14 protein-coding genes are annotated in these 19,930 nt (G+C 70.5%); 6 read left to right on the top strand and 8 right to left on the bottom strand.

Annotated elements, in window-relative coordinates; all coding sequences use genetic code 11:
- Nucleotides 1–10: 10 nt before the first annotated feature.
- Entirely contained in the window at nt 11–1,705 is a 1,695-nt protein-coding gene (polX, locus tag ACFHYQ_RS13505) for a DNA polymerase/3'-5' exonuclease PolX (protein ID WP_394301469.1), read from the bottom strand.
- Nucleotides 1,706–1,784: 79 nt separating this feature from the next.
- On the opposite strand from polX, the gene ACFHYQ_RS13500 reads away from it, so the two are divergent.
- Both ACFHYQ_RS13500 and ACFHYQ_RS13495 read left to right on the top strand, forming a co-directional pair.
- On the top strand, nt 1,785–2,036 hold the full coding sequence (locus ACFHYQ_RS13500; protein ID WP_204016748.1) for a type II toxin-antitoxin system Phd/YefM family antitoxin: 252 nt from the start codon (nt 1,785–1,787) through the stop codon (nt 2,034–2,036).
- On the top strand, nt 2,033–2,461 hold the full coding sequence (locus ACFHYQ_RS13495) for a type II toxin-antitoxin system VapC family toxin (RefSeq protein WP_394301468.1): 429 nt from the start codon (nt 2,033–2,035) through the stop codon (nt 2,459–2,461). Before ACFHYQ_RS13500 ends, ACFHYQ_RS13495 begins: the two co-directional genes overlap by 4 nt.
- A 26-nt stretch (nt 2,462–2,487) precedes the next feature.
- Here the strand turns inward: ACFHYQ_RS13495 and ACFHYQ_RS13490 are convergent, their stop codons facing one another.
- Together ACFHYQ_RS13490 and ACFHYQ_RS13485 are read right to left on the bottom strand one after the other, a co-directional pair.
- A complete protein-coding gene (locus ACFHYQ_RS13490; RefSeq protein ID WP_394301467.1) occupies nt 2,488–3,003 on the bottom strand; it encodes a GNAT family N-acetyltransferase in 516 nt (171 codons plus the stop codon).
- 63 nt (nt 3,004–3,066) lie between these two features.
- Nucleotides 3,067–4,050 carry an aldo/keto reductase gene (locus ACFHYQ_RS13485; protein ID WP_394301466.1) on the bottom strand — a complete coding sequence of 328 codons (984 nt, stop codon included), beginning with the start codon at nt 4,048–4,050 and terminating at the stop codon, nt 3,067–3,069.
- A gap of 2,007 nt (nt 4,051–6,057) precedes the next feature.
- Here ACFHYQ_RS13485 and gdhA point away from each other — a divergent pair.
- Together gdhA and ACFHYQ_RS13475 are read left to right on the top strand one after the other, a co-directional pair.
- Entirely contained in the window at nt 6,058–7,401 is a 1,344-nt protein-coding gene (gdhA, locus tag ACFHYQ_RS13480) for an NADP-specific glutamate dehydrogenase (RefSeq protein WP_394301465.1), read from the top strand.
- A 115-nt stretch (nt 7,402–7,516) separates the two neighbouring features.
- On the top strand, nt 7,517–7,945 hold the full coding sequence (locus ACFHYQ_RS13475; protein ID WP_394301464.1) for a hypothetical protein: 429 nt from the start codon (nt 7,517–7,519) through the stop codon (nt 7,943–7,945).
- Between the two features lie 121 nt (nt 7,946–8,066).
- On the opposite strand, the gene ACFHYQ_RS13470 is transcribed toward ACFHYQ_RS13475, so the two are convergent.
- From ACFHYQ_RS13470 to ACFHYQ_RS13455, 4 genes are all read right to left on the bottom strand, one after another.
- Entirely contained in the window at nt 8,067–8,939 is an 873-nt protein-coding gene (locus ACFHYQ_RS13470) for a sirohydrochlorin chelatase (protein ID WP_394301463.1), read from the bottom strand.
- 82 nt (nt 8,940–9,021) lie between these two features.
- Nucleotides 9,022–11,283 carry an FAD-dependent oxidoreductase gene (locus ACFHYQ_RS13465; protein ID WP_394301462.1) on the bottom strand — a complete coding sequence of 754 codons (2,262 nt, stop codon included), beginning with the start codon at nt 11,281–11,283 and terminating at the stop codon, nt 9,022–9,024.
- Nucleotides 11,284–11,324: 41 nt separating this feature from the next.
- A complete protein-coding gene (locus ACFHYQ_RS13460) occupies nt 11,325–12,443 on the bottom strand; it encodes an alpha/beta fold hydrolase (RefSeq protein WP_394301461.1) in 1,119 nt (372 codons plus the stop codon).
- Nucleotides 12,444–12,541: 98 nt separating this feature from the next.
- Nucleotides 12,542–15,442: an ATP-binding protein gene (locus ACFHYQ_RS13455; RefSeq protein ID WP_394301460.1), complete on the bottom strand. Its 2,901-nt coding sequence runs from the start codon at nt 15,440–15,442 to the stop codon at nt 12,542–12,544.
- Nucleotides 15,443–15,670: 228 nt separating this feature from the next.
- Here ACFHYQ_RS13455 and ACFHYQ_RS13450 point away from each other — a divergent pair, with 228 nt between their 5' ends.
- Nucleotides 15,671–18,124 carry a molybdopterin-dependent oxidoreductase gene (locus ACFHYQ_RS13450; RefSeq protein WP_394301459.1) on the top strand — a complete coding sequence of 818 codons (2,454 nt, stop codon included), beginning with the start codon at nt 15,671–15,673 and terminating at the stop codon, nt 18,122–18,124.
- Between the two features lie 97 nt (nt 18,125–18,221).
- The gene (locus ACFHYQ_RS13445) at nt 18,222–18,686 is read left to right on the top strand and encodes a hypothetical protein (RefSeq protein WP_204016739.1); all 465 of its coding nucleotides are present in this window, start codon (nt 18,222–18,224) and stop codon (nt 18,684–18,686) included.
- A 26-nt stretch (nt 18,687–18,712) separates the two neighbouring features.
- Here the strand turns inward: ACFHYQ_RS13445 and ACFHYQ_RS13440 are convergent.
- Nucleotides 18,713–19,930 (bottom strand): protein kinase domain-containing protein (locus ACFHYQ_RS13440; protein WP_446746297.1); only part of this gene is annotated, 1,218 nt, incomplete at its 5' end.

Below are 19,930 nucleotides of genomic sequence, written 5' to 3'. Positions count from 1 at the left end.
ATCAGCGGCTTTAAACGGCGGCGCGGTGCAGGTGTGCGAGCAGCCGGTCGAGCGGCCAGGTGTTGACCACGTCGTCGGGGGTGAGCCAGGCCCGCTGGGCGATCCCGACACCGAACCGCTGGTGAGACAGGTGCGGGATCGCGTGGGAGTCGCTGTCGATCGAGAACTTCACCCCGTGGTGACGGGCGAGCCGTACCAGATCGGAGGGCAGATCGGCCCGGTCGGGGTAGGAGTCGATCTCCATGATCGTGCCGGTGCGGGCCGCGGCGCGGAAGACCTCATCCCAGTCGGCGTCCACCGGCGGCCGTTTGCCGATCTTGCGGGTGGTGGGGTGCCCGATGACGTGGACGTACGGGTTCTCGCAGGCGGCGACGAAGCGACGGGTCATCTCCTCTCGTGACTGGTGGAAGTGCGAGTGCACTGAGGCGACGCAGACGTCGAAGCCCGCCAGGACCTCGCCGGGCCAGTCCACCGAGCCGTCCGGGGCGATGTTCAGCTCGGTGCCGTGCAGCAACCGCATTTCCGGATATTTCGCTTGAAGTTCGGCGATCTGAGCACGCTGAGCGAGGGCCTTGCCGAGCGTCATCCGCTGCATGACCAGGTCCGGAGCATGATCGGTGATCGCATAGTAGGAATGGCCGCACCGCGCGGCCGCGGCCACCATGTCCTCCAGCGAGGCGATGCCGTCGGTCAGATCGGTGTGCGTGTGCAGGTCGCCCCGCAGGTCGGCGAGTTCGACCAGCCGGGGCAGCTCGCCGCGCAGCGCGGCGGTGATCTCGCCACCGTCCTCACGCAGCGTCGGCGGGATCCACCGCATGCCGAGCGCGTCGTAGACGTCCTCCTCGGTCTCCGAGGCGATCAGATGATCCTCACCGTCGAACAGGCCGTACTCGGAGAGCTTCCAGCCCTTCTTGACGGCCATCTCCCGGATGCGGACGTTGTGCTCCTTGCTGCCGGTGAAATAGATCATCGCGGCGCCCCACGACTCGGCGGGCACCACCCGCAGGTCCACCTGCAGCCCCCGGTCGGTCCGTACCGAGGTCTTCCGCTCGCCCTTCGCGATCACCTCGGTGACGTACGGCTGGCGGGCGAACAGGTCCATCAGACCGGGCGGGCCGACCGCCAGGATGTCGATGTCGCCGATCGTCTCGCGCATCCTGCGCAGCGAGCCGGCGTGGGCGATCCGCTCGGCGGGCAGTGAGGCGATCACCCGCTCGGCCAGGTCCATGGCGATTCCGAGGTGGACCCGGCCGCCCGACAGCTCCAGATGTTCGACCCCCTTGAGCAGGTTCTCCTCGGTCTTGGGGCCGAAACCCCTCAGCCCGGCCAGCCGGCCGTCTCTGATCGCGTCGGCCAGCGCGGCCGGTGAGTCGATCCCGAGCTCCTCGAACAGGAAAAGCGCGCGTTTGGGCCCGAGCGACGGGACCCTCGTCAGCTCGCGCACCCCCTCGGGCACCCGGCCGCGCAGGTCGTCGAGTTGGCGGAAGCTTCCCCGAGCCAGGAACTCCTCGACCTTCTTGGCGATGGCCTCGCCCACGCCGGGGATCTTGCGGATGTCGGCGTGCCGCAGGTCCTCGGGGAAGCCGGCGATGGACTTCGCCGCCTTCTGATAACTCCGCACCCGGAACGCGTCGCCGCCGCTCAGCGCGAACAGCTCGGCATACTCCTGCAGCGCCGCCGCCGCCTCGTCGTTCACCCGTCCCATGAAGCCAGCGTAAGTGGGCGCGACCGAGGGAGGGCGAGATTATGCTCGGTCTAGACAGCCTGGACAGAAAGGGTGACTGATGAATGGGTGGCAGGTCCAGGAAGCGAAGCAGCGCTTCAGCGAGGTCATCCGGCGTGCGGTGAGCGAAGGCCCCCAGGTGGTCACCCGCCATGGAGAGGAGGTGGCCGTGGTGATCGACATTGCCGAATACCACCGCCTCAAAGGCGATACTCCCGACTTCCGGGATTTCCTCCTGTCGGACCCGGACTGGGATGATGACATCGATTTTCCCCGCAACAGGGATCTGCCCCGAGAGGTCGACTTCGGATGAGGGGCATCGGCTACCTGCTCGACACGAATGTGATCTCCGAAGTGCGCAAGCGAAACGGGAGCGCACAGGTGAAGGGGTGGATCGCCGAGGCCAATGGACCCACGCTGTACCTCAGCAGTCTGTCGGTCGGAGAGATCCGGCGGGGCATTGAATCACGGAGACGTACCGACCCCAAGCAGGCGGTGGCGCTGGAACGGTGGCTGCACGGGCTCCACCTGCAGTTCCGTGACCGCATCGTCCCCGTAACCCCGGCTGTGGCCGATGAGTGGGGCAGGCTCAACGCCCTACGGACGCTGCCGACCATGGACGGTCTGATCGCGGCGACCGCCAGAGTGAACGGCTGGACCCTGGTCAGCCGTAATGTCAGGGATTTTTTGGGCACCGGCGTGTCAGTAATCAATCCTTTTGAACCGATCGCTCCATAACTCGCAGGCGTCGACTCGCAGCGCGGTCAGACCCGGGAGAACGGCTCGGCATAGGTGAACAGACCGCGGGGCGGGGGGGTGGGCTCGTCGAACACGCGCGCCTGGAAATAGGGTCCCCAGGCGGGCACCGGAGGCGTGATGCCGTGCTCTTCCGCAGCGGCGAAACCGAACCGCGAATAGTAGCCGGGATCGCCGAGCAACGCCACGAGCGGTTCCCCGAGGGCCTCGGCCGCCCCGAGCACGGCGTGCATCAGCGCGGATCCCACGCCGCGGCCCTGGTGGTCGGGACGCACGCTCAGCGGTCCGAGGCCCAGCGCCGGGACCGGGCCGACGTGGCCGCGGCTGCACACCACGTGCCCGACGACCTCCCCGGCGGGGGAGACCGCGACGAGCGAGAGGCCGGGCAGCCAGCCCTTGTCGGCACGCAACTCGTCGACCAGCACCGCCTCGACGGGCACCCGGCCGGGCTCCTTTCCGAAGGCGGCGGCGGTCACGGCGCGGATGGCACCGACGTCTGTGGGAGTCTCCCGGCGGATCAGCATCCGCCCAGCCTGCCGCTCATCGCGGCCCCCGGGCAACCCGGTCTCTTCCGGCCGGGATCGTCGTCACATCTGGACGGGACGGGGGAGATAGGGCTCCTCCAGGTAGGCGATCTCCTTGTCGGTGAGCGCGAGGTCCACGGCGGCGAGCGCGTCGTCCACGTGATGCTCCTTGGTCGCGCCCACGATCGGGGCGGTGATGCCGGGCCGGCTCAGCAGCCAGGCCATGGCGACGGTCGCGGGCGCGACACCGCGCTCGGCCGCCGTCCGCGCCGCCCGCTCCAGGATCGCGGCCTCGCCGTACCGGCCGTCTGCGTCGCCGTAGAGCTGCCGCTGCCGTGCCCCGTCCCCCGTCTGGCGACTGGTGTCGGAGGCCACGCCGGCCCGGGCCAGCAAGCCCCGCGCGAGCGGGCTCCACGGGATCAGCCCGACCCCCTGGTCGAGGCAGAGCGGGACCATCTCCCGCTCCTCCTCGCGATAGAGGAGGTTGTAATGACCCTGCATCGTGACGAACCTGGTCCAGCCGTGCATATCGGCTGTGTGCTGCGCCTTGGCGAACTGCCAGGCGAACATGCTGGAGGCGCCGATGTAGCGGGCCTTGCCCGCCCGGACGACGTCGTGCAGCGCCTCCATCGTCTCCTCGATCGGCGTCTCCTCGTCCCAGCGGTGGATCTGGTAGAGGTCCACGTGGTCGGTGCCCAGGCGGGTCAGCGAGGCGTCGATGGCGGACAGGATGTGCTTGCGCGACAGGCCGCGGTCGTTCTGGGCGTCGCCCATCGGAAAGTAGACCTTGGTGGCCAGCACGTAGTCGTCTCGGCGGGGGAAGATCTTGCGGAGCAGGCTGCCGGTGATCTCCTCGCTGACGCCGCGCGAGTACATGTCGGCGGTGTCGAAGAACGTCACGCCGCCGTCGGCGGCCCTGCGGACGATAGGTTCGGCGCGCTGCTCATCGAGAAGCCACTCCATCATGGCCGGGTCGCCGTAGCTCATCATGCCGAGGCAGATCCTGCTGACCTTCAGACCGGTGTTGCCGAGCCGTACGTAATCCATGCGGATCACCCTATCCAGCAACGGATCGCCAGAACCGAGCCGCAGACGACCCCGGCCGGTCGCTGAGTCGTCGAGACTAGATTTGTCCGACTGGATGCCCTATGCGAGAAATCGTGACACTGGTGTGCTGATCTTGATGTTCAATCCACTTTCGGCGACCGTGAGGACTATTCCGTAAACGCCGAGAAAATGAGGTCGTATTGTCTCGTGCGTGTTATGTGTTTACCCGTTTCTGGTGTCAAGGTCGGCGTCCGAATGTCTCCGTCAGGGTATCTCCAGCGCGCATCGCCGGGAAAGCGATGGCTGTGTACGTATTAACATCAAAGGGGAGCATCAATTGATTCTTCCTGGAAGCGGGTCGGTTGCCGGGTCGCTTACCGGTCGCTGTCGCCGCAAGTCCGCCGTAATCCGATACCCGGCAGCGTCTGACGACGACGATGCGCGCTGACAAGGCCACGGATTCGGATGATCCGCCCCCCAAGACCCGAAATGTGGACAGGTGTCGGCCGCTGAGCCACCCAGGAAAAGTGCGGTTTTGCCAGGCAAATCCATTTTCGTTGGATTGTGTCATCTATTTGGGAAAACGTCGGGGGAAATCGGGTGGCATTTCTTTCCTGTGCCCTATGTTTACCTGGTTCTGATTATGGGGGCGCGGTCCGGCGCTTACCGGTGAGGTAGCTTCGGCAGGCGTCATCGGAAAGCCGTGGAACTGTAGACGTGTCAACATCTAAAGGGAGCATCAATTGGTTCTTCCTGGAAGCTGGTCGGTCTCCGGTCTGCTTGCCGGTCGTCGTCTCCGTAAATATGCCCTGATAGTGGCGATGACGGGGGCGGCGGCGTCGGCCCAGTTGCCCGTGAATGCCGCTGCTCATCCTCAGATGGCGAAGGAGCGCATCGGCCCGCTGAGCGCGATGGACGGGGTTCCCGCTCCGCATCTCGTCTCGCCCGGGCCCAGGCCGGGGCCACGCGCGTCCGGCGGGCACAAAAAGCGGCGGGGTCAGCGAGACGCCAAACGCCGGCGTGGACCGGCCGGCCCGCACGGGTCTCGCAGCCAGCAGGGCCCGCCCGGCCCACCTGGACCGCCCGGCCCACCTGGACCGCCTGGTCCGGCGGGCCCGCCCGGCACGGTGGGACCCGGTGCGACGAGTGGGAATTCTGGGCCCGGGATGACCGGTGGGCCCGGTGGGATCATGGGTGGAAACGGACCCGGTGCCGGGGGCACCCCCGGCTTCGGTGGCATGCCCAACACTGGCTTCCCGGGCACGGCAGGCGGAGCGATGCCCTTCCCGGGCATCCGGACCGTACAGGGTCCGGCAGGTCCCGCTGGTCCCGCTGGTCCGCAGGGCCCCGCTGGTCCGCAGGGTCTTCCTGGTGAGCGGGGTGAGACCGGCCCGACAGGTCCGCAGGGGCCGCAGGGGCCGCAGGGCTCGACAGGTCCGCAGGGGCCCGAGGGGCCGCAGGGCCCTGGCGGTCCACAAGGGCCTCAGGGCCCGCAAGGTCCGCAAGGTCCGGAGGGGCCTCAGGGTCCGCCGGGTTCTCACTGCCCGTGCAAGACCTGCCCGCCGACGTGCAAGACCTGTTCGCCCGCGTGCAAGCACACCTGCCCGCCGACGTGCAAGGCGTATTCGCCCACGTGCAAGCACACCTGTCCGCCCGCGTACCAGCCGGGCTGCCGGCCCACGGGCGAGCACGCTCCATACTGTGAGGTCGACTATGACGATCTCTACTGGCCGAGCTGGCTTGAGGAGATGCCCTGGCTCGGCTGAGTGATGAACTGCGACCAAAGCCACGGCTGTAGATGACACGAGCGGGCGAGTGCGGGGTATGGCCCCGGACTCGCCCGCCTGTCGTTTGCCGGGCAGGAGCGCTTTTTGCCGGGTCTTGGGAGGCGTTGGTGTCACCTCGTTGGTTGGACTATATGCCGGGCCTGCCCCGATGTGGCCGTTGCTCGCGGTCGCGCTTACAGTGAAGCGGGCAATATCACGACATCAAGAGAAGGGATGGTCGATGCTGCACGAGAGACTGTCGTCGGTGTACGACAACGTGCTGCGCCGCAACCCGGGTGAGATCGAGTTCCATCAGGCGGTCCGGGAAGTGCTGGAGAGCATCGGGCCTGTCCTCGGAAAGGACCCCGAGTATGCCGAGCACAAGATCATCGAGAGGATCTGCGAGCCTGAGCGGCAGATCATCTTCCGCGTGCCCTGGGAGGACGACCAGGGCGAGGTGCACATCAACCGCGGCTTCCGGGTCGAGTTCAACAGCGCGCTCGGGCCGTACAAGGGCGGGCTCCGCTTCCACCCGTCGGTCTACCTGGGCATCGTCAAGTTCCTGGGATTCGAGCAGATCTTCAAGAACGGTCTGACCGGTCTGCCGATAGGAGGAGGCAAGGGCGGCTCCGACTTCGACCCGAAGGGACGCTCCGACCGCGAGATCATGCGCTTCTGTCAGAGCTTCATGACCGAGCTCTACCGTCACCTGGGCGAGTACACCGACGTGCCCGCGGGAGACATCGGTGTCGGCGGACGCGAGATCGGCTACCTGTTCGGCCAGTACAAGCGCATCACCAACCGGTACGAATCCGGCGTGATCACCGGTAAGGGACTCACCTACGGCGGCGCGCAGGTGCGTACCGAGGCCACCGGGTACGGCTGCGCTTTCTTCGTGGAGGAGATGCTGAAGGCGCGCGGCACGTCGTTCGACGGCAGGCGGGTGGTGGTCTCCGGTGCCGGCAACGTCGCGATCTACTGCATCGAGAAGGTGCAGCAGCTCGGCGGCACCGTCGTCGCCTGCTCCGACTCCTCCGGGTACGTCGTGGACGAGAAGGGCATCGACCTCGACCTGCTCAAGCAGATCAAGGGGGTCGAGCGGCGCCGGCTGAGCGCCTACGCCGAGCGCCGGGGCACCGACGCCACATTCGTGGCCGGCCGCAGCGTCTGGGAGGTGCCGTGCGAGGTGGCCATGCCGTCGGCCACGGAGAACGAGATCACCGGCAAGGACGCCGAGGCGATGGTCCGGGGCGGCTGCATGGCGGTTGGCGAGGGTGCCAACATGCCCACCACTCCCGAGGGCATCCGGGTCTTCCAGCAGGCGGGTGTGTCGTTCGGGCCGGGCAAGGCCGCCAACGCGGGCGGCGTCGCCACCAGTGCCCTGGAGATGCAGCAGAACGCCAGCCGCGACAGGTGGACGTTCGAGTTCTCCGAGCGGAAGCTGCAGGAGATCATGAAGGACATCCACCGCCGCTGTCTGCAGACCGCCGACGAGTACGGCATGCCGGGCGACTACGTCGCCGGTGCCAACATCGACGGGTTCAAGCGGGTGGCGGACGCGATGCTCGCCATGGGGCTCATCTGATCGGACACCGCTTCAACGCTGATCGCAACCCCTGATCCGACCCGCGGATCTCCACTCGGAATCCTGCAAATCACACGCAAGTCACCGCCAAGTGTCGCATCGTACTAACAATGGCGTGAACGAATTCGACATCAGACGGCCCGATCGGGCCGACGCCATGGCGGTCCACGAACTGGTCGCTGAGCACGACGCCGAGGTGATCGGCAAGCCGGACTGGACTTTCCAGGACATAGCCGACACGCTCGCCGAGATCGACCTCGCCAATGACGCCTGGGTTTTACACGCCGGCGACCGGATGGTGGGCTGGGGCTACGCCCAGCGCAAGGGCATGAGTGACAACGTGGACATCGACGTCCAGGCCAGGGATCCGGAGGCCGCGGACCTCCTGTGGGACATGGTGCGGGCCGCGGCCGGCGCGCGCGGGTTCGAGCCCGCGACCGGCTTCCACCGCATGCGGATCGATCATCAGGGGGTGGAGTGGGCGTCCCTGCCCGGGGTCACCGTCGACCGGGGCGCACCGGGCAGGGACGATCCTTCACGTTGATTCGAACAACGTCACGCCCGCCCTCGACCTCTACCTGTCGGTCGGTATGCGCCCGGTCCTCGCCATCGAGGTCTGGCGGGCGTTGATCTGATCAGCCAGATGGTCTGATCAGGCGGATGGTCTAATCGGACAGGTCGTCGAAGCCGTCGAGCCCGCCGAAGGCCGCGCCGTACCGAACGCACACCATCCGGGCGACCGCCTCGTGGGCGCCGAGCGGAGCGGCACAGCCCGCCTCGGTCGCCTCGGCGGCCGAGGTGATGCGACTGTGGTCGGCCTCCGGTCCGATCACGAAGGGGACGAGCGCCAGCCGGTTGGCGCCGATCTTGCGCAGCCTTTCCGCGGCGTCCCGGACCGACGGCACCCCGTCGATCGCCGCCGGGACGACGGGCAGGGTCAGCCGGGAGGCCAGCAGGACGGCGGTGGCGTCGGCCCCCCGTGCCGCCTCGTCACCCCCGGCCGTGACGACGATGATCCCGTCGACCGGCGAGGAGACGTTGAACAGCCGCATCCGGTCGGCACGGGCAAGGCCCGCCTCCGCCAGCCGGACGTGCAGCGCCTCGGCCAGCACGGGATGGGGCCCCAGCGGTTCGGTGATCCTGACGTCGGCCTCGCTCTGCGCCGCGGCGTCGCGCACCGCGCGCATCAACCGGGGGTGCGGACCGGTGACCAGGGGGACCACCACCGCGGCGGGGCCCTCGGCGGTGCGCTCGGCGGAGATCACGCCGATCTCCTTGACCAGTTCTGCGCCCCCGTCGGCGAGCGAGACGAGACGAAGGTCGATCTGGGGATTGTCGACCCGGACGATGGAGGCGACCTCGGCCGCCACGTCCACGTCGTCGGCCGCGGTCCCCACCTTCCCGGGCACGGCCAGGACCAGGGTCGGCGCCTCTGGCGGCAGATTCGCGGGCAGCGGCCGCCGGTGCCGTCCGCCTCCGGGCCGGTGGGACCGCTCCCGCGTGGGAAGCCGCGGCGGCTCTTCGTGACCTTCGTTCACAAGGGCGGATTCTAGGGCGAAACCGGTCGAATGGTAGAACCAACGCGACGCTTGTTGCCGAGGGGTGATCTAGCGCGCGATCTTACGCACCCTGGCGCGGCCGGTAGACGTCCCACAGCTCGCCGAGGAAGAACCCGCAGAAGCGGGCGAGCGCCGCCGCGCCGTCCGGCCCCTCCGTGCGGAAGGTGGCCAGCATGCGGGCCAGGTCGACCGGCATGATCCGCAGCGTCCCCGACGCGATCTCCTCGGCGTCCCCGTCCTCGTCCTCCGCGACGTGGCCGGCCAGCAGCCGGACGTACAGCGTGGAAGTGTCCAGCCACAGCCGGGTCGGCGGGCCGTGGCGCACGTCCTTCCAGCCCGTCAGAGTGCGGGGCTGGTTCGAACCGTCCCAGAAGTGCAGGCGATAGCGCATGCGCCTGTGGTCGGGTGCCTCTCCCGGGACGAAGAGGTTGAACCAGCCCCGCGCGATGGGACGCCGGCCCCCGCAAATGGCGGCGTCGATCCAGCCCTCGGCCCGAGCCTGATGCTCCGGCTCGGCGAGGAATCGGTCGGCGTCGTCGACCGTGATGGTGAGCCTGAACTCGCATCGGCCGGCCCCGAGGAGGCCCCGCATCTCCTCGATGAACCACAGTGCCGTCGGCGTGGCGCTGCGCGTGCCGGGACTGCCATGGGCGAGAGGTCCCGGCGTATCCTGGCGCGTCTCCAGCATCCTCGTGCTCATGCGGTCGGCCAGCGCCGCGATGGTCAGCGCCGGGTTGGCCCCGACCGGTCCCGGCATGGCCGCACCGTCCGCGACGTACAGCCCGGGGAAGCCGAACACCTCGCCGTAGGCGTCGCACACCCCCTCCCCGGGGTGGCGGCCCATGGGCGCCCCGCCGAGCGGATGCGCGGTGATCACCCGGTCGCGCCACCGGGAGGGCATGCCGGCGTAGTCGGCGCCCAGCACGTCGCCGATCCTGCGCATGGTCGCGCGCAGCCGGTCGAAGTAGTCCTTGCTCGTCTCGGGCGACCAGACGAGGTCGAGCCGGCCGTCGCGCAGCCGTAGCACCCCGTCGGGCACGTCCAGCCCCATGCCGAGCAGCGGCAGCGAGCTTCCCGACAGCTCGCCCCGGCCGATCAGGTGGGCGAGCTCGGCCGACAGGTTCGTGTCGTGCGTCAGCAGGCCGCGCACCCGCTCCAGCACGAACCGCGCCGCCCGGCCGAGACCGGCCCGGATGTCGGCGCCCTCGACCAGGTAGTCGACGAACGCCGGGTAGCCGCCGTCTTCGATGTAGGAGTCGCCCAGCCGGATCGCACTCGTGATCACCGGCCCCCGGGCGGCGTTGATCGGCCGGGTCCTGCTGCGGTCGGTGGCCCGCAGCAGGAACGCCAGCACGTCGCCGTTGCCGGAAAAGCGCGTCCCGAGCGTACGGCTCAGGCCGGGGAACGCGGTGCGGTCGCGCAGCAGAAGCTGGGACGTGCCGAACGTTCCGGCGGCGAGGACGAGGCGGTCGCAGCTGATGGTGTGCGGGCCGGTCCACCGCGGCCGCAGGCGGTCCCCGGCGTCCGGCGAGGCGGGCGGCATGTGCACGATGTAGGCCACGTCGTAGCCGCCGTTCACCCGCGGCCGGATGCCGCGCACCTCGTGCAGCGTCCGCAGGTCGGCCCCGTGATGACGGGCCGCCGCGAGATAGGTGTGGTCCAGGCTGTTCTTCGCGCCGTCGTTGCAGCCGATGTCGCATTCCCCGCACAGACGGCAGGTGCGGCGGGGCACCCCGTGGACGCTGCCGTACTCGGGATCGGCGATCGGCAACCCCGGGCCCGGCTCGGCGCCGGGAGAGGGGGCGAAGCTGACGGCCAGCGGCGGAAGCCGCCAGTCGAGCCCCAGCTCGGCCGCCGCGTCCCGCATCGCCCGCGTCTTCAGCGTGTCGGCGTAGACGGGATGGGCCAGCGGGTACGGCGAGACGCCGATCATGCGTTCCACCGCGTCGTAGTGGGGGTCGAGCTCGGTCCGGGTCACCGGCCACGACTCGTAGCCGCCGCCCGGCAGCGGCTGCTCGTGGACGAACCACTCCTCGTCCTTGCGCAGCAGCACGTTGGCGTACACGAGAGACCCGCCGCCGAGCCCGCTGCCGACGACGGAGTCGCAGTCGCGGAAGCTCCACACGTCGAACATCCCGTACAGGCCGGCGTCGGGGTCCCAGAAGGCGCGGCCGAACTGGGCGGGTCCGCGCGGGAACGAGCCGGGCGGGTACGGCCGGCCTCGCTCGAGCACCACTACAGACAGCCCGGCCTCGGCCAGGCGGTAGGCCGTCACCGCTCCGCCGAATCCGGAGCCGACCACGACAGCGTCGACGTGTTCCATCTATGTCCGTTGCTTTCAGTTTCGCCGCGACGTCAGCCGCTTCAGGAAGTCCGCTTGAGGAAGTCGAGGATGTGCGGGAACACGTCCAGGTGGGCGTTCCCGCCGATCAGGGGATCGATGTGGCCGTAACCGGGGATGACCCGCAACTCGTGCCGCCCGGGATTGATCCGTGACAGCAGCCGGTGGCACACCACGTTGGAGTCGGTGAACACATCGTTTCGGTCGCCGGTCAGATAGAGGACCGGCGTGTCGATCTCGGCGGCGCGGGCCAGGTAGTGGCGCGGCAGCGCCGCGTGCCGCGGGTCGCCCGGGTCGAACCGCACCACCCGCCCCGCGGCGACCATCTTCCGCATGTGCCGGTAGTAGTGCAGCGCGCTGGCGCCGTTGAGGTCGGCGAGGCGCTCGTGGACATGGGTCTGCGGCCGCAGGTTGCGGTGCCGGTACATTGCGGGCCTGCCGCTGCCCCACATGAAGCTCTGCATGTGGCAGGCCGGCTCGCCGCATTCGGGATGGGCAAGGGAGACGGCCCTGGCCAGCAGCCACCGGCCGGTCAGCGGGGGTGCGTCCCGGAACCGGGGATCCAGGTACGGCAGGCCCATGCCGTACCGCAGCAGTGCCGGCCCGAGCATGAGCTTGAGCCGCGCCCAGGGGTGCACCCGGGGCGTCAGGCCCACGCTGTTGGCGACCACGCTCGCGATCCCGTCGATCACGCCGCCGAACAGGCTCATGTGGAACGCCACCGACCCCAGGCAGTGCGCGATGACATGAACCCGCCGCGCCCCCGTGCGGCGGCGGAGTTCACGCAGTGCCGCCGGGAAGTCGAAGCAGGCGACGTCGTCCAGCGTGTCCCGGCGGCGGGTCTCCACGTTGTACGGGAACCGGTTGCTCATCCGCAGATCCAGCGCCCACACGTCGCCGTACCCGTTGCGGTGCAGGAACCGGACCAGGTTCACATGCTCCGGCATGATGAACATGTCGCTTGACGAGGTCAGGCCGTGGACGAGCAGCACGACGTCGTCGTGACCGTCTCGTCCGTCCTGCCCGCCCCGGCGGAACCGGGTCAGGGTGAGCCCCAGTTCGTCCTCCGTGGCGAACGGATGCACCGAAACCTCGGCGTCGTCCACTCCCGCCAGCGTGAACCGCGGGATGCGGTGCTCCATCCTCACCTCCTCATACCCCTGCCTTCAGGGCACGGGGGCAACCATCCCAGTCTCGCCCGTGCGACGGCATCGTGGAAAACCCGTAACCAGTGCCGTAACTAGCGCGCGCGGCCTTCGCCGGGTGCGTTCAGCGCGGTGGCCACGCCGACCCGCGACGAGACCTCGAGCTTGGCGAAGATCCGCGACAGGTGCGTCTCGACCGTGCGCACGCTGAGAAACAGCCGCTGGGCGACCTGCTGGTTGGTCAGGCCCTGTGCCACCAGCCTGGCGACTTCCAGCTCCCGGGGGGACAGCCCGAGCACGGCGGAGGGCGCGGCGGTGGGCACCCGGACGCCGAGCCTGCGCAGCGCACGGTGCGCCCGCGCCGTCAGGCTCCGCGCACCGCACGACTCCAGGATCTCGGCGGCGGTCCTGAGGCAGTCGCGCGCCCGGCTCCGCTGCGCGGCCTCCTGGTAGGCGAGGCCGGCCGCGAGCATGGCGCGCCCGGCGTCGAGCCGCCGCTCACATCCCGTCAGCAGGCCGGCCGCCTCCTCGGCGGCGGCGGCCGAGTCGGCCGGCTGGGCGCGGCGCAGGCCGTGGGCGCGGGCGAGCGGGACGAGCCCGGCGAAAGCCGGCAGCCGGGGGTCGTCGAGCCGCGCCGTACGCTCCGCCCAGGCCGACGCCTGAACGTCCTCGCCGCGGAGCGCCGCCGCCCACGCCAGCGACTCACAGGCCTGCAGCAGCGTCCCACGGTCGAGCTTCGGCGACTCGAACCGGTCGCAGGCGTCCAGCACGGCCTCGGCCCCCTCCTCCGGCCGTCCCGCGTTGATCAGCGCCTGGCCTCGGGCGAAGCGGGCGGTGGCCTCCCATACCTCGCCGCCGCCCACGCCGCGCCGTACGGCCTCGTCGCCGGCGAGCACCGCGGTCTCGTCGCCACCGCTCCACGTGGCCGCCAGGCAGAGCTGGGTGAGCGCGAAGACGAGTTGCTGGCCCGAGTCGAGCAGCCGCGCACCCTCGACGGACTCCTCGGCGGTGGCCGTGGCCTCGTCCAGCCGGCCGAGCGCCACCAGTGTCTTGGCCCGGCCCGCCAGCAGGTTCGTCAGGATGTAGCTCTGCCCGGTCGACCGGGCGACGGCCGCGGCCCGGTCGAAGTGGCGCAGGGCGTCGCCGTACCGGCCGAGGTAGCTCTCCGCCCAGCACAGCCACGCGACGGCGTCCAGCCACTCGGACAGGTGCTCGTCGGGGGCCGCCGCGAGCAGCCGGTCGGCGGTCTCCGCGCTGCGCAGCGCGTCTTCGGCCCGTCCGGCGGCGAAGGCCGGCATCGGCCGCAGCGCGGCGACGGCGACGGCGAGACCCGGCTCCCAGTCGTCGGCCGAGTCCGGCATCAGATCCAGCACAGCCTGCGCGGCGCGGAAGTCGACCCGCATCATGCTCTCGGCGACCAGCCGCATCCGCAGCGGCACCGCCTCGGCCGCCCGCGGGTTCGGCATGCGGCTGAGCTCGTCGAGCAGCAGCGCACGGGCCTCGTGCGGACGGTCGAGCTGGCGCTCCATCAGCGCGCACACCCGGGCCGCGCGTCCCCTGCGCCGGTAGTCGTTCTCCGGGAGCAGCCGCAGCAGCTCGCGGGCGGTGTCGCGGCCCTCGGCGAGCCTGCCGCTGACGCCCTGGGCCCAGCTCAGCTCCAGCAGCAGCGCCAGGCGGTCCTCGCGTGAGTCCTGGTCGTCCGGCATGAGCCGTAGCGCCGCCCGCAGCCAGTGCGCCGAGGTCGCCGGCGCGTGCGCGATGACCGTCCGGGCCGCCTCGACCAGCACGCCGACCGATCGCCTGTCGCCGAACGAACCCGACTGCTCCACGTGGTGGGCTCGCGCGGTGGCGGGGGCACCCAGACCGGCGAGGTACGCGGCGATCCGCGCATGGGCGCCCAGGCGCCATCCGGGGGCGGCCGACTCGTAGGCGGCCTGCCGTACGAGCGGGTGGCGGAAACGGAACCTGCCGGAGCCGGCAGCACGGGTGATGTCCCGCTCCACCAGCGTGTCCAGCGCGGTCAGCGCGGCGGGCAGCGGCATCTCGGCGGCGATGGCCGCGATCGCCGGTTCGAACTCGTCGGCGGCCACCGCGGCGGCCTGGGCCAGGAGCAGCGCGGCCGGGGGCAGGCCGCCCAGTTCGATCCGGAGCGCGGCCAGCGCGGTGGGCGGCAGCGTGGTCACGTCGGCGCCGCCCATCCGGGCCAGGGCCTCCAGGTAGAACGGGTTGCCGCCGCTCGCCTCGTACAGCGCCCGGCCGCGGCCTCGGGCCACCGACCGGCCGAGGAACTCCGCGGCCTCCGCGGGGCCGAGCGGGCCTACCGTGATCTCGTGGCCGCGCGGCCCGGCTCCGTGGACGAGCGTGGTCAGGCGCGGCGTGGCCTGGGCCGGGCGGTACGCGGCCGCGATCAGGACCGGTGCGTCCACCGGGTGCCTGACGATGTGGTCGAGGAACTCCATCGAGCCGTCGTCGGCCCAGTGCAGGTCGTCGAGGATCAGCACGAGTCCCGAGGGCCCGGCCAGTGTGCCGATCAGATGGCGCAGCGCGCGGTAGACCCGGTAGCGGCCCAGGCCGCTGCGGTCATCGTCATCGAGCTCCCCTTCGGGTGGGTCGGGGACCGGACCGGTGGCGGCCAGCGCCGGGAAGACCCGCGCCAGCGGGACGGTGTGCGCGGCCCGCAGGGTCTCGGCGATCTCCCGGCGCCGCGTGTCCAGGTGGTCGTCGAGCGCGTCCACGAGCGCGCTGAACGGCATCACCTGCTCGAACTCGGCGGCCCGCCCCCACAGCTGGACGAAACCGCGTTCGGTGGACAGCGACGCCAGTTCGCCCAGCAGGCGTGTCTTGCCCGCGCCCGGCTCACCGGCCAGCGCGACGAGCTGGAATCCCTCCCGGAGGCTCGCGTCGAGTGCGCCGTGCAGCGTGTCGAGCGCGTCCCGCCGGCCGACCAGCCGCGGTTGAGCGCCCGTCACGACCGGCCGGGCCGTACGTTCGTCCATTCCTACCCCAAGTGACGGGATCCGTTCGATCCCGGTCAGCCGTGTCGACAGGCCCCAGTAAACGCACTTTACAGATCTCTGGCCCTGAAAGGGGTCACGGGCCGTAATTAACGCTGTTTGGCAAGCATTCGAAAAGCAACCGGTCAGTTCGCCCGATTCTTGGATGAGGGGTGCGTACTACCGGGTACGGGGAGCGTCGTTCACACATCGTCACCGCGGAGGTGTCAGGTGCTGGACCGGATCGCCGCCCCCAATGGTTTGCGCAGTGGGTTGCGCAGTGGGTCGCGCAGTGGGTCGCGCACGCCGTACGGGCCTCCCGGGTCGGTGGAACGGCTGGCCGCGGCCCTCCCAGGACGTCTGCGCGACGCACTGCCCACCGAGATCCGTTCCGGCAGTCCCTGGCCGGTGCGGGTCGACGTCCTTCTCGACGACGGGATCACTGAGGACGATGTCGAGTCCTGGGTGCCCGCGGTGTCCATGTTGCATTCGGGCGGTGACGCGCTCGAGTTGGCGGTTCGGGGCGGACGCGTGGTGGGGGTGCGCGGCCAGGCCGCCGACCGGGTCAACCACGGCCGGCTCGACCCCCAGGAGTGGCCGGGCCGGCAGGGCCGGCAGGGCCGGCGGCACGCAGGGCAGGACGGGGGAGGGCGCCTGACCAGGCCACTGGTCAGGGAGCACGGCCGGCTGGTCGAGACGACCTGGGACGTCGCCATGGACCGCGTGGCCGCCCGGTCCCGGGAGTTGCTGGCCAGACCCGGAGGGTGGGGCCGCGTCGGATTTCACACGGGTGGCCGGCTGTTCCTCGAGGAGTACTACACCCTCGCCGTCATCGGCAGGGCCGGGATCGGCACGCCGCACATGGACTGCGATACCCGCCTGAGCACGGCCGCGGCGTCCGCGGCCCTCATGGAGAGCTTCGGCACCGACGGGCCGCCCGGCTCGTACGGCGACCTCGACCACTGCGACGCGATCGCGATGTGGGGATGCGACCCAAGTTGTGTGCAGCCCGTGTTGTGGGAGCGCGTGCTCGACCGCCGCCTCGGCCCCGGCCCCCCGGCGTTGATCGTCGTCGGACCGGAGGGCACACCGGCCGCGCGGGAGGCCGACGTCCACCTGGCCGTACGGCGCGGCACCAACGTGGCCCTGATGAACGCCCTACTGCACGAGCTGATCGCCAACGGCTGGTACGACGAGGCTTATGTGGCGAACCACACGGCGGGCTTCGACGAGCTGTGCCGGGCCGTGGACGCCTACCCGGCCAAGCGGGCCGCCGAGATCTGCGGCGTACCGGTGACGCTGGTCGAGCAGGCCGCCGAGATCCTCGGGGCGGCGGAACGGCTCGTGTCCGTCGTGGCGGGCGGCTTTCACCTCGCCTGGCAGGCCACGGCGGCCACCTGCCAGGTCAACAACGTCCACCTGCTGCGCGGCATGCTGGGCCGCCCGGGGGCCGGTGTGCTGCATGCGGGCGGGCCGCCCTCGGCGCGTGGCGCGCTGGAGACGGGTGCGGCCGGCGGCCTGCCGGGGCTGCGCAACTGGGCGAACCCCCGTCATGCGCGCGAACTCGCTGCCCTGTGGAACGTCGACCTCCCCCGCTGGGGGCCGGCCACGCACGCCATGCGGATCTTCCGGTACGCGGAGGAGGGCTCGATCGGGCTGCTGTGGATCTCGGGGGCCGATCCCGTGCGCTCGCTGCCCGGCGCCGGCCCGATCCTGCGGCGAAAGGACCTGTTCGTGGTCGTACAGGACCTGTTTCTGACCGAGACGGCGCGGCTCGCCGACGTGGTGCTCCCGGCCGCCGGCTGGGGCGAGAAGCTCGGCACCGTCACCGGCGCCGACCGCACGGTGCACATCTGCGGCAAGGCCGTGGAACCGCCCGGTGAGGCCCGGCCGGACCTGGACGTCTTTCTCGACTACGCGCGCCGGATGGACTTCCGCGACCGGGACGGCGCGCCGCTCATCGGCTGGCACGATCCGCGGTCGGCCTTCGAGGCGTGGCAGGCGTGCTCGAGGGGCCGCCCGTGTGACTACACCGGCATCACCTACGAACGGCTGCGCCGCGGCGGGATCCAATGGCCCTGCACGCCGTCCTCCTCACACGGCACCGAGCGCCTCTACGCCGGGGGACGATTCAACACCGACCCCGACGCCTGCCAGACGTACGGCCATGACCTGGTGACCGGGGCCGAGTACGGCGAGGAGCCGTACCGGAGGGCACAGTCGGGCGAGGAGCCGTACCGGAGGGCACAGTCGGGCGAGGAGCCGTACCGAAGAGCACAGCCCGGCGGCGAGCGCGGCTCGGGGTCGTACCGGGCGCCCGGGCGGCAGGCCCGGGCCTTCCTGCGGGCCGCGGAGTACGAGCATCCGCAGCACGCCGCCACCATGCCCCTGGACGGAGCCGCGCCGTCCCCGGACGGGCATCTGGACGGCCGGGTGAACGGCGGCACTCACCTGAATGTCCTGAACGGGGGCGCGGACGGCGCCGTGGACGGGGCGCCGGTCGTCACGGGATGGGATGCGGTCGCCAGGCAGCCGCTGCTCGCTCCGGCGCCGCCGGTCGCACCCGTGGCGGTCGACGTCGGCGGCGTCTACTCCGCCGCGTCCCCTCTCGATCCCCTCATCCAGTCCGGGGTGGCGGCTACGACGGGGGGCGGTCCGGTGTCCGAACGGCTGGAGGAGGTCTGACTCGACCTGCATGACCATCAGGGCCTGACGAGATCCGGGAGGTGACGGCCGGCGGCTGAAGCTCAGACAGGTCAACCTACCCGGAGGGAGACGGCCGGTGAGCATGCATCTCGCCCATTACCTCGGTTTGCTTCACCGGTCTCAGCACGAGTTGGCGGACGCCCTGCGCGCCGTACGGCGCGCTCATCCCGACGAGCCCGACCTGACCGGCGTGTGCGAGCGTCTGGCCGTGCAGTGCGGGAACAACGCCCGCCGGCTGGAGCCGTTCGTCCGGAGGTATTCGGCACATCTGTCCGAGGAGCCCGAGCGGATGCATTCCGCGCTGTTCTCCGGGGCCCGGCGGGGCAGTCTCGGCCTGCTGCGGGACCTGCACGACCTCTATCTGCTGGCCACCCAGTGCGAGATCTCGTGGACGCTGATCGCGCAGGCCGCCGAGGGAGTCGGGGACGAGGAACTGCTCGACGTGGTCCGCCACTGCGGTGCCGAGACGGCCGCACACCTGCTGTGGCTACGCACCCTGATGCGCCAGATCGCTCCCCAGACCCTCATCGTCGCCCCCTGAGCCCTCTCGAAAGGTCGGACATCCCATTAGGCGGGGGAGACGAGGGAATCGAAGACCGCCCGCATTGTCGGCTCGTAGGCGTTCCACGACTTCTCCTGCACCTGCCAGTCCAGGATGCATATGGCCGACTCCAGCGTGACGACCCGGACCACCCTCCGATATCTCCCCTTCACCTCAGGGCTCTCCGGGTCGGGGCTGGCCGCGACGGCCGTGTACTCCAGCTCCGCTGCCTGCCCCTTGGGCACCCGCGTCCTGCCGAACCGGACCCGGCGGTATCCGTTCCCGGGTTCCGCCTGCTGAATGGCCTCCAGTTTGGCCAGAATTCCCTGCGGCTCGCCCACGTCGCCCACCTCGTGCGGATCGGACCGGGAGGCGACCTGAACCGTGAGGACGGCACTCTTCTTCTGGTTCCACCACCGGTACTCGTCGTCGCCGGATTCGGAGAGCCACGCCTTGGGCGCCCGCAGCGACCAGCCGCCCGTCATCGGGAACTGGAGCAGCGTCAGCACCTTGCGCTGCGGGGCCGGCTTGGTCGCCGACGCAGTCGGCTGCGTCCGTCCCTTCGGGATCTCTTCCTCCTGCATCAGCGCCCATGTGCCGCCGATCGCGCCCAGGAGGAGGACCAGGGCCGTACCGATCAGCACTGACATGCCGCCGCCCCCGAGTGTCCTCCGCCGTGCCGGCGGAGCCCATGTCTGAGGAGGCGGAGTCTGAGGAGGCGGAGTCTGAGGAGGCGGAGTCTGAGGATGCGACGAGTACGGGTGGTGTCGTGGGGTCGGCGGATGCCGCGGGAGGGGTGGGTGCTGCGGGAGCGGGGTGGCGGGGGACCGGTACTCGACGCCGGCGGCGGCCGATGCCGTCCGTTCCGCCTGGAACGGCCGTACGGCCTGGCCCGGGTCGCTCGCCTCCGCCATGGCCAGCAGCCGGTCCGCCTCCGCGGCGCCGATGCGGCGGGCGGGGTCCTTGACCAGCAGGCCGCCGACGGCGGGACGGAGCGCGGGCGGCACGGGTGAGAGATCGGCCTCCTCCCGGCTGATGAGTGCCGCGAGCACCGCCATCCCGCCGCTGTCCCGGTGGAAGGGCGATCTCCCGGTCACCATCGCGTACAGCGACGCGCCGAGCGACCAGAGGTCGGAGGCCGGATCCGCCTGGGCGCCGCTCACCCGCTCGGGCGCGATGAAACTCGGGGATCCGGTGACCATGCCGGTTCTGGTGAGCGACGGATCACCTTCGGCGGTGGCGAT

This window comes from Sphaerimonospora cavernae, assembly GCF_042435035.1.
GTDB lineage: Bacteria > Actinomycetota > Actinomycetes > Streptosporangiales > Streptosporangiaceae > Sphaerimonospora > Sphaerimonospora cavernae.
This window is presented reverse-complemented; position numbering and strand designations above follow the sequence as displayed.